This window comes from Bacteroidia bacterium (assembly GCA_033391075.1).
GTDB lineage: Bacteria > Bacteroidota > Bacteroidia > J057 > J057 > JAWPMV01.
Genome location: JAWPMV010000001.1, coordinates 934,647 through 953,489, shown reverse-complemented (window position 1 = coordinate 953,489; position 18,843 = coordinate 934,647). Strand labels below are relative to the sequence as shown.

The 18,843-nt window shown below is 41.8% G+C and carries 12 protein-coding genes; 4 read left to right on the top strand and 8 right to left on the bottom strand.

The window, feature by feature from the left end:
- Positions 1-77: 77 nt before the first annotated feature.
- A complete protein-coding gene (locus R8P61_03775; GenBank protein ID MDW3646159.1) occupies positions 78-686 on the top strand; it encodes a Uma2 family endonuclease in 609 nt (202 codons plus the stop codon).
- On the opposite strand, the gene R8P61_03770 is transcribed toward R8P61_03775, so the two are convergent.
- Positions 687-3,410: a carbohydrate-binding protein gene (locus R8P61_03770; GenBank protein MDW3646158.1), complete on the bottom strand. Its 2,724-nt coding sequence runs from the start codon at positions 3,408-3,410 to the stop codon at positions 687-689.
- 456 nt (positions 3,411-3,866) lie between these two features.
- Positions 3,867-6,860, bottom strand: coding sequence for a two-component regulator propeller domain-containing protein (locus R8P61_03765; GenBank protein ID MDW3646157.1), 2,994 nt, complete (start codon positions 6,858-6,860; stop codon positions 3,867-3,869).
- 315 nt (positions 6,861-7,175) lie between these two features.
- Between R8P61_03765 and R8P61_03760 the strand changes: the two genes are divergently transcribed.
- On the top strand, positions 7,176-8,735 hold the full coding sequence (locus R8P61_03760) for a M28 family peptidase (GenBank protein ID MDW3646156.1): 1,560 nt from the start codon (positions 7,176-7,178) through the stop codon (positions 8,733-8,735).
- Between the two features lie 52 nt (positions 8,736-8,787).
- Here R8P61_03760 and R8P61_03755 read toward each other — a convergent pair whose 3' ends face one another.
- Both R8P61_03755 and R8P61_03750 read right to left on the bottom strand, forming a co-directional pair.
- Positions 8,788-9,204, bottom strand: coding sequence for a hypothetical protein (locus R8P61_03755; protein ID MDW3646155.1), 417 nt, complete (start codon positions 9,202-9,204; stop codon positions 8,788-8,790).
- 2 nt (positions 9,205-9,206) lie between these two features.
- Positions 9,207-10,139 carry a succinylglutamate desuccinylase/aspartoacylase family protein gene (locus R8P61_03750; protein ID MDW3646154.1) on the bottom strand — a complete coding sequence of 311 codons (933 nt, stop codon included), beginning with the start codon at positions 10,137-10,139 and terminating at the stop codon, positions 9,207-9,209.
- Positions 10,140-10,223: 84 nt separating this feature from the next.
- Here R8P61_03750 and R8P61_03745 point away from each other — a divergent pair, with 84 nt between their 5' ends.
- Positions 10,224-11,591, top strand: coding sequence for a M28 family peptidase (locus R8P61_03745; GenBank protein ID MDW3646153.1), 1,368 nt, complete (start codon positions 10,224-10,226; stop codon positions 11,589-11,591).
- Between the two features lie 2 nt (positions 11,592-11,593).
- Here R8P61_03745 and R8P61_03740 read toward each other — a convergent pair whose 3' ends face one another.
- On the bottom strand, positions 11,594-13,135 hold the full coding sequence (locus tag R8P61_03740; protein ID MDW3646152.1) for a T9SS type A sorting domain-containing protein: 1,542 nt from the start codon (positions 13,133-13,135) through the stop codon (positions 11,594-11,596).
- Positions 13,136-13,362: 227 nt separating this feature from the next.
- On the bottom strand, positions 13,363-14,163 hold the full coding sequence (locus R8P61_03735) for an AAA family ATPase (protein ID MDW3646151.1): 801 nt from the start codon (positions 14,161-14,163) through the stop codon (positions 13,363-13,365).
- A 157-nt stretch (positions 14,164-14,320) separates the two neighbouring features.
- Here R8P61_03735 and R8P61_03730 point away from each other — a divergent pair, with 157 nt between their 5' ends.
- Positions 14,321-15,895, top strand: a complete 1,575-nt coding sequence (locus R8P61_03730) for an ABC transporter substrate-binding protein (GenBank protein MDW3646150.1) — start codon at positions 14,321-14,323, stop codon at positions 15,893-15,895.
- A 1,194-nt stretch (positions 15,896-17,089) separates the two neighbouring features.
- Here R8P61_03730 and R8P61_03725 read toward each other — a convergent pair.
- Positions 17,090-17,890, bottom strand: coding sequence for an ion transporter (locus tag R8P61_03725; GenBank protein MDW3646149.1), 801 nt, complete (start codon positions 17,888-17,890; stop codon positions 17,090-17,092).
- A gap of 203 nt (positions 17,891-18,093) precedes the next feature.
- Positions 18,094-18,840 (bottom strand): response regulator, encoded by a 747-nt coding sequence (locus R8P61_03720; GenBank protein ID MDW3646148.1) that lies wholly within the window; start codon positions 18,838-18,840, stop codon positions 18,094-18,096.
- Positions 18,841-18,843: the final 3 nt, after the last annotated feature.

Here is an 18,843-nt window from a genome sequence, read left to right as displayed (position 1 = left end):
TTTGGGGACTAATATAATAGCAGAGCCTTTTTGAGTTAATCAAGGAGGCTCTGATGCTATTTTTGTATCTTTAATATGTGAAGAAAGTGATAACAGATATCAACGATCTCGATTTTGGGAAAAAATACACCTATGCCGATTACCTCAATTGGCAGTTTGAGGAAATGGTGGAACTGATTAAAGGAAAGGTATTTCGGATGTCTCCGGCTCCCGGCACCTCACATCAATGGATTTCCGGGAGTTTATTCAATCAGATTTTCAATTATCTAAAAGGCAAATCTTGTAAGGCCTTTGCTGCCCCTTTTGATGTCAGATTACCGCTTCCCCCCGAACATCAAAGTGAAAACAAGATTGATACGGTAGTTCAACCTGATATTTGTGTGATTTGCGATTTGGAGAAATTAGATGAAAAAGGCTGTAAAGGCTCACCGGATTGGATCATCGAAATTCTCTCTAAAGCTACTGCAGACAAAGATCTCAATGAGAAATTTGAGCTTTATCAACATGCTGGGGTAAAAGAATACTGGATTGTTTCTCCTAAAGATCACACGGTGCACACCTATTACCTGGATAAAAACGGAAAATACCAGGCAAACCGAGCTAAACCTTTCTCCAAAAGCGAGAAAATCCCCGTAGGGATTTTCTCTGATTGTATTATTGAGCTAGAAGATGTCTTTGAAGACTAATTACTCCTTCCAGATTTTTCTGCTGATACTCTTTCCACTTCCATCTATCAATCGAAGGAAATAGGTCCCACGGGGCGCATTTTGTATATCGATCTTTTCATCTACCAAAGTAGAAAGAGCTAATTCTTTTTCGTAGATGCTTTGGCCCATCATATCAAATACCTCTAGTCGTAAGGCTCCTACTCTCTCCATTTCACCCTTAAGGGTAAATACTCCCTGATTAGGATTCGGATACAAATTGAGGTCAATGGCCAATTCATCCTCAATGGAAGTCGCATTTACCAAAGTAAACTCAAACCAGTTCATGTTGAATAAAGACCTGGTTATTACCACCCGCAAGGTATATTTCCCTTTGGGCAAATCAACCGGCTGACTAAAGGTCTGCCAGGTCTGCCAACCTCCAGTTGCTTGAAAATCTGCTCTATGGAGTACGCTATCCCAACCGGAATCATCTCTCAAGTGCAATTCAACTCCTCCGTTCTCACTTTCAGCAGCCACCCGATAATCAACCAGGTATTCTCCTGCTGTTGTGATGTCAATACTATAATCCATGTAGTCTCCTACATCGGTATATCCAATGTTCAGACCGCCACCCGTATCTGTGGTTGATTCTGTCTGGATACCTACCTGATTGAAATAAGCCTCCGCTTGAATTTTTCCCGGAAGTTCGTGAATCTGGGGAATCTGATTTTGCACCTCTTGATTGCTGAAATTCTGCAGATTTGTCCCATCCGTAGCTGTCAAAGCTGAGCCGGAATAGGATATTTTCACCAGATCAGAGAAGATCAATTCTTCATTGATCGTAAAGAATAAGTTGCGCGGATTATTGGGATCCTGGCTGACGTTGGTAATCGACAGGGGATTTCCATTTGCAGTTAAGGTAAATAAGGAATTCAAAGAAGCTGAAGAACTTTGCAATTCTTTATTCAGGGTGAGGACTATTTCAGATTTGTCAAGGGTTTTGGCGGTAAGGTAGCGAGTGGAAACGCTCGTACTTGCTCCCTGATAGAGAAATTCTAAACTGCTAAAGTTAAAACCTTCACTGTCTGCAAATACCCGGACTTTCTGTGGTCCCTGATCCAGCACTACATCATTGAAAGTAATGCTCGTCCATCCTTGCCAGCTTCCTGTTCCCGGAACGGTCTTTCTACTACTTAAGTCAGCATCCTCAATCATCAAATGCAAAGGCCCACCTCCATTGAGAGAAGCTACCCTGAGCATGACATCATATACTCCTCCTGTTTGAACATCCACTTCATATTGAAGCCATTCCCCACTACCGATAAAGCCTATATTATATCCATTGGTATTGATATTGTCTTCACAGATTTCGATGTCTACCCCATCATTTCTATAGTTCCAACCTGCATTCCATGCCGTATAAGCGCCTGTAGATACATGATAAGTTGCTACATCCAGATCAAAATACGCACTTCCATTGGGTCCCAGATCATAATCAACCCCATAGACTACTCCCGGTGCGACATTATTTACATAAGGTTTCGTATCACTGGAATTGATTTGACGGAACATGGCATCAACCACATCTCTCCGGATATCCGCATTCTCGATTTTTAGCCAATCAGCCATCTGCATCAAAGCGGCTGTAGCAGCACCTGCTGAAGGTTTCGGTCCATTTCCACTCCAATAATCCAGCAAGTCCTGATAGCCTTGATTCTTAGGGACAGAGATCGTACCGGCGATTGCATCAATCTTTTTCCAGGGCCACCATGCCCAACCAATATTGATTCCTTCCATCTTTTTAATAGCATCTGTAAACCAGGTATTGGAATTTTCTCCAGACTCTCCCATCCAAACCGGGCGATTGTTTCTATTTCCTATGTCACGCATCCACTGAACCCCCTCATCATCATTGAAATTCCAGTATTTATGCGGACTGTAAACCATATTAGAATCCCAGGGATTGTCCAGGTTAGTGAAATCATTGGCAAACCAGTTTCCTTCTATGAAAATGATGTGATTGGTATCGACAGTACGAATGCTATCGGTAATCTCAACATAGATATTTCGTAGCATGGCATTATTGGGCAACTGCCAATTGGTTTCGTTGATGAGGTCATAACCACCCATCCAGGGTTCATTGGCATAACGTTCTGCTAGTTTTTTCCACAAAGCGACAGTTTTATTTCGGTTTTCCACCGATTCCCAGAGAGAAGGTTTAGTAGGATCATAATCAGAAATTCCTGCTTCCATTCCTTGTCCTCCAGGAGCTGCGTGCAGATCCAAAATAAGGTACATCTGATTAGCTGAGCACCAGGCCAGCAGACTATCTGTAAGTTCAAAGCCTTTGGTCAACCAAGTTTGTTCGCCTGCCACGGGCTCATCTTCTATGGGAAGGGTGTACAGATTGTAGTGCATGGGGAGTCTGATTGAATTAAAGCCCCAGGCCTTCATAGAATCTACATCTCGCTTCTGGACATAATTCTCCAGCCAGGCATCATAAAAAGTATTTGTGGCAGAAACCCCTATTACTTCTTCAATCTTTTCCCTGATCTGGTATTGTGCATTTGCAAAGGATGCGGTTTGCATCATATAGCCTTCCTGTAGCATCCAACCTCCCAGGCCCATGCCCCGAAGCAGTACCGGATTATCGTTTCCATCAACAATCTCCAAACCTTGAACGTGAAGATAGTCCTGGGCAATAATAGAATGGGTAGGTATGAGTAGCACCAGACTAAAAATCAGGTAAATAAAATAATGCATTGAGTAGTAATTATTTGATTATTGAGCTTATCTAACGAAAGTTCAGTTATAGAAGCATTTCTCTCATATGGGTTCAGGGATTTGTCATTCCCAGAGCTTTGCAGCATCCTAAGCTGAGCCTTTGCCTGAAATGCAGCTAAGCAAAGAAAACTTGCAAACAGAAATGTCGACCTTTCAACTGTAACTTTTTCAGCAATTTGAACGAGGTCATGATTGACCGTAAAGAACAGGTGACTCGGTTTATAAATCTATGTTTTGACTAGCAAACATAGGGAATTCCTTATATATAAACACTACGACAATTGTACTACAACTATCATTCAGCGAGTACAACCCCAGTAAGTGAGCTGATTTAGAACCAGCTGTATAAAACAGGATTTGTGAACAGGATTGCCAAGAATTTCCAAATCAATCCCCTACATCTCAAGTATTCAGAATGGGAATTACCTTCAGGACTTACTCTTTTCCTTTAAAATGGGTTATGTAGTCGGCCAGATTATCCTCGCTTTCCAAACCCAAACGTTTTTTCAAGCGATAGCGGCTTTGTTCTACCCCTCGGACCGTAATATTCAGGAGTGAGGCGATTTCTTTTGTAGTCAGGTTAATCCGTATAAGTGAGCAAACCCGGAGGTCATTTTGAGTAAGCTCAGGATGAGCGGCTTTCAAGGCTTGAAGAAAATCTTTATCAACCTCATTGAAGTAGAGATTGAACTCACTCCAATAATCTTCACTTTTTAATTCCCGATCCAGTCGCCTAAGCATTTGGCGTACTTGGGACTGAGTGGTAACATCCAGGGCCTTGATTTCCTTTTTAACTTTTGAGAGAATTTCATTTTTGTGAGCCATCTGCACAGCCGAAAACATCAGTTTAGCGTTCTTGCCTTCCAGATCACTCGCGAGTTTTTCATTACGGAGTTGAAGGATTTCACTATTTGCTTCCAGCATTTGTTGCTTCAAAAGGGCCTCTCGCCTTTGGATGATGAATATAAATACTCCAGCAATCAAGGCAATGATTGTAAAGAATAGCAAGGCCCTAAACCAGATTGTTTGCCAGAAAGGAGGTTGAATTCGAATCTTCTTGCTGAGTTCTTTGTCATGATAACGCAGAAAGAAGGTATAGGTACCAGGAGTCAGATTGGTATAGGTTACACTGTTTTGCCCCAAAGAAGTATTTTGCCAATTTGGGTCAAATCCATCCATTTTATATTGAAACTGATTCTCCGCCGGATGTACAAAATCCGTGGTGGCAAAAAAGAGTGAGAAAGAGTTATCCGTATAGTCGAGGTGAATCTCTTCTACTTGCTCAATGGGGTTCTCCAGGATGATTCTTCCATCAGATAATCTTCCAACAGCCACACTTTGGTTAAAAACCTTGAAATCAGTAAAAATAATTTCCAGATCTGTCTCAAGGCTTTTCACCTGTTCGGGCAAAATGGTGTTAATCCCTCGAATCCCACCGAAGTATAGACGGCCATCAGAGGCACAAATACTAGCAAGCTGGTTGAACTGATTGCTATTTACTCCTCCTCTGAAGTCAAAATTTCGAATTGCTCTGTTTTCAGGATTAAACACGCTAATGCCCTCAAAAGCTGAGATCCAGAGATTAGCTTCAAGGTCTTCGCTAATGTCCATTACATTATCACCGATCAGTCCGCTTTGTTTATTCAAGCGCTCAAACTGTCCATCTCCCAGCCAGCGATTCAAGCCGCCACCTTCTGTACCTATCCATAATTCTCCCCTACTATCTTGAAAAATGGTTCTGATTTCATCGTTGCTTATAGAAAGTGAATCTTCAGGATTAAAGACAAAGTGTTCAAACTCTTCCCTTTCTTCATTCCATCGATCCAGTCCATGATCTCCGGTTCCTACCCATATTTGTTCCTCTTTATCAATAAAAACCATCATAATATGATTGTCGGCAATGCTTCCCTCTTGATCTTCATTCGGCATAAAAACCCGAAAATCATCTCTTCCAGGATCATAAATGCTAAGTCCTCCTCCTATGGTTCCTATCCAAAGTCGTCCGTCTTTTCCTTCTGCGATTGACCAAACGTTGTTGCCTCCAAGGCTATGAGGATTTCCATATTCGTGCCTATACCAATGGGTCGTTTGCCTTTTAGGATCGTAGCGCAATAAGCCTTCTCTAAAGGTTCCGAACCAAAACCTTCCCTGACTATCTTCGAAAATGGTTTTTACCACTAATTCCTGCAACTTTTGTTCTAATTCGGAATTGTTTTTTAGCCTCAAACGAGAAAAGTGATTATCCTGTGGATTGAGTAAAAACAATCCTCCTCCATCTGTTCCGACCCAGATTTGTCCATCCGTCCCCTGAGTCAAGCCCAGGACCGAACGTCTTTTAATCTCCTCTTGCTGAGGAAATTCAGGAAATAAGAATTCAAACCAGGTTTTATCAGCTTTATACAGGTTGATACCTCCATTGAAAGTCCCTAGCCAGATATTGCCTGCCCGATCTTCGATGATACATTGCAAGGCATTGCTGTTCAGAGAATTGACTTCTCTAGGTTGAGAGGTATAGGAATATAGCGTATCTGCCTTTTCATCATAGACATTCAAACCGCCACCATCTGTAGCTATCAATAGGAGACCATCTTTCGAAAGTTGCAGGTCGCGGATTCCATTGGAACTCAATTTGTGGCGTCCTGACTCATGAGCAAAATGCACATAGCTTTTATCTTCGATATTTACTTTGTACAAACCGCTTCCTTCGGTCCCAAACCAAAGTTCGTCTCCATCGAGCAATAATGTCTTCCGATAACCCGCCATATTGGCTTGATCCCAGGTCTCCTGAGGTAGTTGGGAAAATTGCCCCCTTTTTTCTAAAAAATTTAAGCTAAGTCCACTTGCGGCTACCCATATATTTCCTTTAGCATCCTCAACAATATCAAATACCAAATTGCTGGAAAGGCCACTATTTTCGACATTATATAAAGTTGAGGTACGGCTTTGCGGGTCGAAGCTCAACAAACCAGCACCAACAGTAGCAATCCAGATATTCCCTTTCTGATCTTCATAAAGAGCAGAAATAGCAAAACCCGCTATTGACTCAAATGCTGGATCAGCACTTAAGTTGACAAATTGATCATGATGAGAAGGGAGAAAATTGATTCCATGCTTACGGGTTCCTACCCAAATATTACCGGCCCGATCTTCCAGCAAAGAGCTGATCGTTTTTCCAACAAACCCTTTATTTACTTTGGCAGACTGATTGGTTCGATAGATTTCAAAAGTATAGCCATCATATTTATTTAAGCCATCTTGTGTACCTGCCCAAATGTATCCGTTTTGGTCCTGTATCAGGCAATAAACAGAATTGTGTGAAAGTCTATCTTCAATCGTCAGGTGATCAAAATTCATCAGGGATTCGTGTCCCTGTCCTATGGCTGCCGCACAAACAAACAGAGAAATAAAACAGGAGATGATTCTGAACATAATGCGATTCAGGTATTTGCAAGCCTGGGATTCGAGTTTACCCCTATTCAAAATACATATAATACTAATTTCAAATAAATTAGACGCATTTCCAACAAAGCCTTCAGCTCTGAAATATGAGTTGAACAGGGATACAAATCCTTCTCTTCTGTCTCAATGCATCGCCTATCCATTTACAATTAGACCCATCTTTAGACAAACCCTTATAGAAATCCTGCATACGGGTGTTTTGTTGCTTTTGGGAAACTTGATTTTTAAATAACTTGCGTCCTATTCAATACTTACCTATAACCATACATATTATACTCAAGTCCAATGAGAAAATATATCAGTTTTTTCATATTTCTTTTCGTTAGCAGTTTTAGTTTCGCCCAGAATAGTGTAGAAGATGTGGAGAAGGTTTATGCAGAAACCATTAGTGCTCACGATCTTAAGGCACATATCGGTTTCCTGGCAGATGATCTTCTGGAGGGAAGAGAAACCGGAACTCGTGGCCAAAGACTGGCTGCAGCCTACATCAAAACTCATTTCCAAAGAATAGGCCTCGCACCGGGCAATCCCGATGGTACCTATTTCCAATACTATTACCTCAATCGTTCTGAAATCAAATCAGCCTCTATCAGTTTCGGAGGAAAATCTTATGAATACACCAAGGAGTTCTTCAACTATAGAAGAGGATTTCCAGACAGCCTCGCAGGAGAGCTTGTATTTGCCGGATATGGTATCAGCAATGATGAATATGACAATTTGGAAGGGCTGGATTTGGAAGGAAAGATTGCTGTAGTTCTAGGGGGATCGCCTAATAATGAAGCCGAAAAAGAGCAAAGCAGAATTGAAAGAGTAAGAAGTTGGGCGACTCGCCAGAAAGCTATCGAAGCAAAAGGCGCAAAAGCTATGATCATGATCTTGCCCTCAGACATGGACAAAACCATTCGCAGATATGCCCGCAAACGTAGTTTTGAAATTTCCGCTTCCTCAGAAACTGGAATGCCGGAAATCTTTATGGGTTCAGCTATGGGTTCAGATCTTTTGAAGTTGGCGAAAGGGAAATTGAATAAGCTGCAAGAGGCTTTGGCAGAAAATGCAACTCCTCCCAAGTTAAAACTGGATAAAGTAAGCGATTTCAGTCTAAGCTCTGATGTTGATTTCACCTCCACAGCTGCCTCCAATGTTTTGGGCTACCTGGAAGGAACAGATAAGAAAGACGAAGTAGTTATTTTGACCGCTCACTATGACCATATCGGCATTAGCAGAAATGGAGAAATTAACAATGGAGCTGATGATGACGGTTCTGGAACCTCAGCGATCCTCGAACTCGCAGAAGCCTTTGCCATGGCTGCTAAAAATGGAAATCCCCCTCGTAGGAGTATGATTTTCATGACTGTATCCGGAGAAGAAAAGGGCCTCCTGGGTTCTCGTTTTTATACAGATTATCCTTTGTATCCATTGGCTAATACGGTTGCAAATCTCAACATAGATATGATCGGAAGAATCGACAAGAAATATGAGGAGAGAGAAGATTCGACCAATTATGTTTATATCATCGGCTCGGATAAATTGAGCACGGATCTTCACAATATCGGTGAAGAAGCCAATACAAGCCATTCCGGCCTTACCCTAGATTACACCTATAATGACGAAAATGATCCGAATCGCTTTTACTATAGAAGTGATCACTACAATTTCGCCAAAAACAATATTCCCGTCATCTTCTACTTTACCGGAGTTCATGTAGACTACCACAAACCCGGAGATGACGCCCACAAAATTCGCTACGACAAAACAGCTAAGATCACGAAGCTGGTGTACCATACTGCATGGGAGCTGGCCAACCGCCAAGATCGAATCGTAGTAGATAAAGCGGAGGAAGAGTAAGAAAGAATTTCTATCAAAAAAAGCCCTGCCATTTGTGTAGGGCTTTTGTCATTTAGAAAAGAGGCTTCTCGATTTCTCTCATATTATATGCAGGGGGGAAATCCTTTTGCTCAAAAAAATATTGAGCCAGCAGAAGAGCATCTTCCAGGGCCATAAGGTCATTTTTCTGGATTTGCGTAGTTACTGTCCCAAAACTAAAAGTCATTTCCTCTTCGTCTCGTTTTGAAAGACTTAGCATATAATGACTGAGCTGGTTATCAATACTTCTTCCATGACAAATAGCCAATAAATCTTTTCTTCCAAGCACTCTTACATAATTTCCATCATCATCAGAAAGAAGAACACGCGCATGCAGATCTCCATCCAAATTGAGCAGAGCTTCTTCTATTGGGGCAAAGTCAGAGATCCTTTGCATGGATTTTCCTTGCTGACTTAGGATGATCTCTCTTTGATGAATTTGTGAAAACATGATTATATGGGTGCTTGAGTTAGTTCTTGTGTAATGAAAAAGCCATCGGCTCCCTGTTGCTGGTATAAAGGCATCAACATGATCCCTCCCAAAGGTGCATATATAGTACCGTTTTTATCATGGGCAAGTGCTTCTCCTTCTTCTATACGAGAAAAGTTGCGATAACCGGGATTCATTATGAACTCATCCTTGGCTCCTATATTATGCCTATACCTGAAATCGAGATAGGTCGGTAATTTGGATGCATTGGCTTTAAGGATGGACATATACGTTTCATATTGACCAGGAATCTCCTCCTTGCTTAGACATCCGCATGCCTCAAGCAATACCCAAATAGCTGCTTCATGAAGGTCTATGGATTGGGGATCATTGTGCTGCCCTGCCTCAAAGGTGAGATTGGTGATCCCTTTACGGTCGAAATAGTTGCTGGTCGTAACCTGCAATTCATCAACCAGGTTGAAAATAATCGGTGCCTGTAGATACTCAGCCAATACCCGATTCTCCTTTTTCTGCGTAATGATGGTAAAAAATCCCCCAACTCCAGAGGTAGTATGCAAGTCAATAAAGATGATCCTTTCTGCCTGGCTGCTTATCGCTAATTCAAAATGAGCCAGTAGATCAAGCAATTCTCGTTCTTCATTGTTCAATTGGGCCTCATCTTTCAGGCGAATCCGGGCAATATCCATATGTCCCCACAACCTATTGAGGTCCTGATCGATATACCGGCGTCCCTCTGCCATAGCTCTACAATTACCGCAAAGGCCCAGTATTTTTCCCTTAAACTCAGGAGTGAGTGTATCCAGTTTACTAAAGACTCTTTCAAGGGCCTTCACACCGGCGGGTTCATTCCCATGGATGCCAGCCAGAAAGACCAATAGGCTTCCTGATTTTCCCTCTTCATATGAGCCGATAACACGCCCTGGATCTGCAGACATAATTCAAACAATCAAATAGATGCGCAAGTTAGTACATGCTAGGAAAATTTGCCTTAAATTTATTCCTCAATAAATACATCTGACATGAGAAATTACTACTTCTTCTTTCTGTTGATATTTTTTTCTTTTCAACTACATGCACAAGAGAGTGCTCCGCCAAATAGTGATTCCCGAATTTTCGATATCGTGGATGCAGTTTCGGAAGAAAGAATCGAACAGGATATCCGTAAGTTGGTAAGCTTTGGGACTCGTCATACGCTTTCGGATACGGTTTCCACAACCCGAGGAATTGGAGCAGCAAGACGATGGATAAAATCTGAGTTTGAGAAAATTTCTGCGGATTGCGGGGGCTGTTTAAAGGTCTCTTATCAGTTTTACCATGTCGAAGGGAATCCCAAAAGCAGAATTAAAGAAGATGCAGTAGTAGTAAATGTATTGGCTACCCTCACAGGCAGTCGTTATCCCAATCGCTATGTAATCATGAGTGGAGACATCGACTCACGGGTTTCTGACCCCTTGAATGCCACAGATGAATCTCCCGGAGCCAATGACAATGCAACAGGCATGGCAGGAGTGTTGGAAGCGGCTCGCGTCCTTTCCCAATACAAATTCCCTACCTCTGTCATATTCGTAGGTTTGTCCGGGGAAGAGCAGGGATTGTTTGGTGGAAAGCATATGGCGCAAGTGGCCAAAGATAAAGGCTGGAATATCGTTGGGGTTCTCAATAATGATATGATCGGAAATATAGAAGGAATTGATGGAGTGATTCAGAATAATTCCTTTCGGGTTTTCTCGGAGATTCGTTCTCCTCAGGAAAATGAAAACAGGGCCTGGAGAACTCGATTTTATGGTGGAGAAGTAGATGGCCTTTCTCGCCAACTGGCTCGCTATGTGGATCGGATGACGGATCAATACATTCCCAACCTGGATGCCATGATGATCTATCGTTTGGATCGATTTGGAAGGGGTGGCCACCATCGTCCTTTCAATGAGCAGGGGTTTCCCGGTGTGAGGATTATGGAAACACATGAGAACTACAATCGACAGCATCAGGATTTACGGACTGAAAATGGAATCAAATACGGAGATGTTATAGAAGGAGTTAATTTCCCTTATTGTGCAAAACTGACGGCCGTAAATGCCATTGTACTTGCTGGACTTGCATGGGCTCCACCTCAACCCAAAAGGGTAAGAATTGGAGGGATTGTAAAGGCTTCTACTGTCTTAAGTTGGGAAGAGCAGGATGACCCCAATATTCTGGGATATAAGGTTTACTGGAGACTTACCACAGATGCCCAGTGGACCCATTCTGTTTTTGTAGGAAATAAGACTCGGCATACCTTAAAAAATATTGTGATTGACAATTACTTCTTTGGGGTCGCTACGGTAGGAAAAGATGGAAATGAAAGTGTAGTATCATTTCCCCAGGGACTTATAATGAGAGGACAATAAGGTTAACGAGCAATAATGAGTCGCTTGCTGACCTGAACATCCTGATTTCCGGCAATCACTACATAGTGCCCAACGGCCAGATTGGTAACATTTATTTCTAAATCGGAAGATCCCCGGAGCGCTTCTTCATGGACGCTCTGCCCCAACATATTGACTATTTTCAAACGGGCGTTGAGAGCAGCACGGCCCGTATACCGTACCCGTAATAAGTCGATCACGGGATTGGGATAAATGACGAGATCGATTTCTTCTTCAACTGCCCCAAAAACAAGTTCCTCTACATGAGAATAAACAAAGCGACCGTCCAGGTCCACTTGTCTGATTCGATAGAAAACCCGTTTCAAATCCTTTAGGGCAATCTCTTCGTCCCAAAAATCATAATTCTGAATAGTAGCTGTATTTCCTCCAGCCTGTACCTGACCAAACTTTTCAAAAATTACTGCATCGATGGATCTTTCTACATCAAAATAAAAGCTATTGATTTCTTTTGTGGTGGACCAGGTCAGATAGCCATCATCTCCCTTCTGTACAGCATCAAAACTCAGATAAACTACCGGTTTATATGCAGGATTCATTTTCCCCAAAGCAAAAGCTTCATAGTCATTCGGGACAACCGAACGAGAAGTAAGCTTTCCTTCCATCAGATTTCCCTCCTTATACAGATTCCCCAGATTCATCCATTTATTATCCTTCCATCCTACTATTATGACTGAATCCCTTGAGCCAGCCCAGGATTGGATATTGCTCACCTGGTCCCAGGGTAAAACGATTTGAGTGGGACTATTTCCCTCGATATGCCAGAACTCTTCATCATGAACATAGGAGACCTCTGTAACTTCATAGTCTTTGGTATAAAAAGGTCCCCCCGCATATATCGAACCATCATTAGGATTGGAATGGTAATATGCCGCTTTGAAAAATGAGCTTTGTCCACTACCCGTAATCATCACGGGCATGAGTCTGCTCCCATCTCCTGTCGGGAGGATAAAATCTCCCTTACCCGTTTTTGCGACATAGCCGTCAATGTGTTCTTCATCATTTGCACTTACTACAATAGATCCGGGCTGAAAATGCACAAAAGCTGTTCCTCCCTGATCCCTGTCGGTACGAATGATACCCTTTACAAAATCCATACTGTTTGTGACCTGCCATTCGATCTCCAGATCGATTCCGCCTTCATTTTCGATGATCACATCCTGCATCTGTACAATGCCTTCTCCAGATATGGTCTGGAAATTCCCCCAATCACTCCTCACATAGTTGCTCCCAGAGAGGCAGGTTCCACAACTGAATTTTCCAATCGTATTGATATGTCCTGTGAAGACAAGCGTTCCTTCATTTATAAAATCCCCGGCTTCCTGGTTTTCAAAATCACTGCCCATAAAGAAAATCTCATTCTCATTGATCTTCATGAGGTCATTGTTCACATAATTGCTATTGGTCGTTGTCATCAAGACCGCAGCAAGTATAAGGAGACCTGCCCCAGCCCACTGGAGTTTCTGTTTCTGACTAAGTTGGATTTTTCCTTTCCGAGAATTTTTCATGGAAATTCTTCTTGCTCAGCATGAAGAGTAAATCTGCCCTAATACCCGAAAGCAGCCCTCCAATAATTTACACTATGAATATTTTACGATTTAAAATAATATATTCTATGCCGGACAAAAAAAGTTCCTTGAAAAGATATATTACATGAAAGCAGGAAGGTAAGGTATGGGCAAAAAAAATCCCCCTGTCCGAAGACAGAGGGAGTGTATATTATCTATATCAAGAATTATCGGGCCATAGCCGCCTGTTTATTTAAAGACAGTTCATTCTTGACAAGTATTTCTTTTGCCAGATTCATATAGTTCAAGGCTCCTTTACATTTGGCATCAAAGGCCAGCACCGGTTGTCCATAGGAAGGAGCTTCACTAAGACGAGTGTTTCGATGAACTATTGTTTGGAAAACAAGATGTTGAAAATGCTTTCTAACTTCATCTATGACCTGAGAACCGATTTTCAATCGTTGATCATACATAGTCAGGAGAATCCCCTCAATGGCCAGATTTTTATTCAATCCGCTTTGAACGATTCTAATCGTATTTAGAAGTTTTGCCAATCCTTCCAATGCAAAATATTCACACTGAACAGGAATCAGGACAGAATCCGTAGCTGTAAGGGCATTGATTGTAATCAAGCCAAGGGAAGGCGAGCAGTCCAGGATGATGAAATCATAATGATCACGAAAGCGCTCGAGTGCTTCTTTCATCATAAACTCGCGGTTTTCCTCTTCGACAATCTCAACTTCAGCACCTGCCAGATTATCGTGGGAGGCTATTACATGAAGATTCGGAAATTCTGTCTCCATGACTACCTTCTCCACACTTAAATCTTCATCAATCATGGCGGAATAAATGCTGTACTCAGCAGTTTCAAGCTCTACACCCAAGCCCACAGTCGCATTTCCTTGTGGATCTGTATCTACCAGGAGGGTTTTGTATTCCAAAGCTGCCAAACTCGCAGCCAGGTTTATAGCTGTTGTGGTTTTTCCCACACCTCCTTTTTGATTGGCGAGACAAATGATCTTACCCATATTCTGTTATCTTTGTTTGCACAAATATACGATTTTGAAAGACATGCTGTGCCACAGATTTCAAAACTTAATGTGCATAAGTCTCTTATTTTTTCCACTCTTGTGGATAAGTTGTGGACAGACGGTGGATAAGCCTGTGGATAAAGACGTTTTTCGGATGAATCTTTCGGAAACGCTCAATTCCCTCGATCCAGCTTTTGCCAGCGCCAGGACCAAAATATGGATGACCTCCCAGATATTCAACGGACTCGTAACATTAGATTCTGTATTAAATATCCAGCCTGCCATTTCCGATTCTCTAAGTATTTCAGAGGATAAAAAGACTTATACCTTCTACCTGAAAAAAGAGGTGTTTTTTCATAAAGATCCCCTCTTTGGAAAGGACAGTAGCAGAAGGGTAGTAGCCGATGACTTTGTGTACAGTTTCAGTCGAATCTGCGATCCGGAACTGGGCTCCTCAGGTTCCTGGATATTCCGCGACAAAATTTTAGGAGTTGAAGCATTTAGAGATGGAAAAGCCGATCATATAGAAGGCTTTCGAGCATTGGATGCACACACCCTTGAAATACGATTGAGCAAAGCTTTCCCTGCTTTTCTCAGCCTCCTGGCAATGCCTTTTGCGTATGTAGTTCCTAAAGAAGTCGCCGAGCATTATGGCAAAGACTTCTCCTCCCATCCTATAGGTACCGGAGCTTTCCAATTTTATCGTTGGCAAGAAGGACAAAGACTCATTCTTCACAAAAATCCTAACTACTTCGAATATTCAGCCCAGGGAACAAAACTTCCCTACCTCGATGCAGTTGATGTCAGTTTTATCAATAGTCGCCTTTCTGCTTTTATTGAATTTGTACAAGGAAATCTGGATTTCATTGGAGATCTGGACAATTCCTACAAAGATGAGGTATTATATCCGGATGGCAGGGTGAAAGAGGAGTATGGAGAAAAATATCAATTGATCCTTGCCCCACAACTAAACATCGAATTTCTATGCTTTCTCGTTGATCCGGAAGCCGAAGCTTATCAGGGCCATCCACTGGCAAATCCAAAAATACGGCAGGCGATCAACTATGCGATTGATCGAGAGAAACTGGTAAAATATCTCCTGAATGGTATGGGCTATCCTGCTCATGCAGGCATAGTTCCCCGAGGAATGCCGGGTTTTAGCGAAAAGGTAATCGGATATTCGTATGACTTAGGGAAGGCAAAAGCTCTTTTAGCGGAAGCAGGTTATCCCAATGGCAAGGGATTGAGCCCTATCACATTGAACTCAACGTCCAAGTATGCCCATATCTCAGAGTTTGTTCAGAAAGCTTGTGAAAATATCGGAATCACACTCGATGTGCAGAATATGGAAGGCGGTGCTTTGCGTTCAGAGTCGATTTCTTCGCGCTTGAACTTCTGGCGGGCAAGTTGGATTGCCGATTATCCCGATCCTGAAAATTATTTAGGATTGCTGTATGGGAAAAACTTTGCTCCCAACGGACCAAACCGAACTCATTATAAAAATGAGGACTTTGACCGCCTATATAGCGAAGCCCTGGAGATTCCCAATGACTCTCTGAGATTTGAACTCTATCAGCAAATGGATCAGATTGCCATGAAGGATGCTCCGATCATTCCCCTCTATTATGATAAAAGTTTCCGCATCCTTCAAAAAGGAATAACAGGCATGCTTGGGAATCCGATGAATCATCTTTTTTTAAAAGAAGTCAGGGGGACCCACCGCCACTAGCCTCATTCCCTTGTTTTGCAAACTAAAGGAGTGCGCGCAGATCCATTTTGTGTAGTGTGTTTTGTGTATAGAAAGCTTACTGATTAAATCTATACTGCTGCGGATTGCAGCGGAGGCCTTCCAGACCCACCGCCACTAGCCTCACTCCCTTGTTTTGCAAACTATGGAGTGCGTACAGATCCATTTTAAAGATAGCTTATAAACCTAAATCCTACCTGCCATATGCGCGCTGCTTCCTTTCTACTGAAGGGAAACTCGGCTTGCAGCGGAAGGGTCCAAAAAAAAATCCCCGGCTAGACCGGGGACCGATTTTAATAGACTACTACTACTCGCGTGCTGCAGGAGAAGGAATCGAACCTTCTTGAGGCGGTTAGGCCCCCCAATTAAGGGGGGCTTTGTCCCTAACCCTCGCCCCCGAGACAAAGGGGTATGTCTTCCATTTTCATCATCCTGCAGAGAACTGAAAGCCTCGATGACTTTCTTATATCAAAGGTAGTATATTTTATTTACGATTCAAATATTTCTAAAAAATATTGCATTTATTTAACTTTTTATAAAAAAAAGCTCAAATTTTACAATAATCTAAATACCACACCTGTAAAAAGGAAAAACCCCGACAAGGGATGTCGGGGACCAATTAAAAAGGACTACTACTACTCGTGTGTTACAGAAGAAGGATTCGAACCTTCAGTCTTTCAATTCAAAGCCCTTCAACAAAGCATCTGAATTTTTTAGACTTTCCCTGGCAATCTGTGGCAATTGCCTTTACATTCTGTAATGTTTTTCAAATATCTCCTTGATTCTTTAGTAAAGATAGGATTTTATATTGATAATTCAAATATTATTAAAATAAATCTGATATTTTTTAAAATATTCAAAATAACATTGAATAATTACGAATATATCAACGAATATTTTAAAAAGAGGTTACAGCGAAATAAAAAAAATCCCCGGATATTCCGGGGACCGATTATAAAGGACTACTACTACTCGCGTAGTTACAGAGAAAGGATTCGAACCTTTCATAAACCTCTAAGCAGCATTCAAAACTGCTTTATCTGTATAGGATTTCATGTAAAAGGAGTACTCCCTAAAACCCGCTGCAAAGATAGAGGGATGGAAGTTTTAAGCAAACAATTTTTAGGAGATTTTATGATTTTAATACTGCCTTAACACAAGCTTGATGATTTGATCTTACTGCGAAGAAGAATCCCTCTGAAGTAGCGTATCCAGCTTTTTATCCATCTCTTCAATTTTCAGGATCAGGTCATCATTATTATCCCGTACCATTTCCTCAACGAAGATTGCATTTACAATAGACAAACCGAATAATCCCCCTGTGACAACTATGATGATAAAGTAAACTTTTGTCCAAAAGGCTTCCTGTCCTGTCCAACCTCCACTTTCGATAATCTTCTCTGGTACATCAAACCATCCCTCTATGGTAAAGACCTTAAAAATATTATAGAAAGAGATTACCGGATCGCCAAACATTTCCGGGGCTACCTCCCCAAATATCTTATTGCTGATCATCGAAATCACAAAGCCAAAGATTACGAAAGCAAGCACGACAAATACTGAGGCTTTAAAAGCTCTTCTTATCCCTGCTAACAATTCCTCCATATTAGGGATGAATTTGAGGAACTTAAAGAAGCGAACTACCCTGACGATACGGAAAAGGAAAATGAGAGAAAAGTCTGATTCCTGAATATTGCCATACAGTAGGGCAAAGATAGTTGGCATACTTAGTACCAGGATCACAAAATCAAAGCGGTTCCAGCCCATTTTGATGTAGTCCTTCCAGCCACTTTCCCGTATTTTAAATAAAGCCTCTAATAAGAAATAGATAATGAATCCGAAGTCCAACCATTCGAGGGTGTGCACGGTTTGGATGTCCAGATCAAAGGCCAGAGCACAAAGGAGGACAGCATTTAGTAAGATGACAACAAAAACGATCTTATCATCCGTAAAAAAGTGACTGAGACGCTTAAGCATGGAGGTTATGTATCTGTTGTGCGTTTTTAAGGACCGATCTTAAGAAAACGTTCCGGCAAAGGTAATCCTTTGAAGGGACATTCTAAAGACTCGAATTATTGAAAGAGGTCCAAAGAAGAAAATGGAAAGTAAACCGGACAAAAAAATCATTGCTACAATAGCTAAATTATTATTACCAGCTCAAATGGGGATTGTCATAAACATCAACTGAGCAATTCCATCAGCGAGTCTTTCTTCATGCGACTTATAGGCAGCGCCGCTCCATTTTGCATAAGTACCTGCCCTCCTTCTTTTCTGAGGATAGATTGGATGTATTGGGTATTGATAAGATAGGATTGATGCACGCGAAAGAAATCCAGCTCCCTAAGCAGTCGTTCGTAGGTTTTCAGGGTCTGAGAAGCGATGATTTTCCGTTCATTCTTCAGAAAAAAAATGGTGTAATTATTATCACTCTTACAATACAGTATTTCCGATAGTTTTATAAAATCAATTCTGTCTGAACTGGTGATAGCGATCTTCTTCTCCTGATGATCACGCTTTAGATTGGCGATCATATTTTCCATCTGCTCTTTTCGCTGGCTTTCCTCCTGCTTCTCACTCAATTTTTCAATGGCTTTGACCAACTCCTCCACGCGAATAGGCTTAAGCAAATAATCCAGGGCCGAAAAGCGAATGGCATCAATGGCATATTGATGAAAGGCCGTAACGAAAATTACTTCAAAATCCCGTTCAGCACCCATTGCCTCCAATATTTCGAAGCCATTATGAGCGGGCATTTCAACATCCAGAAACAGCACATTGGGTTGATGCATGGCAAAGGCTTCAAGGGCTGAAGCTTTATTCATGGCCGTCCCCAAAATCTCTACCTGCGGACAGTGTTTTTCCAACAATATCCGCAGGTTTTCCAAATTGGGCTGCTCGTCATCAATTAAAAGGGCACGAATGCTCATAAG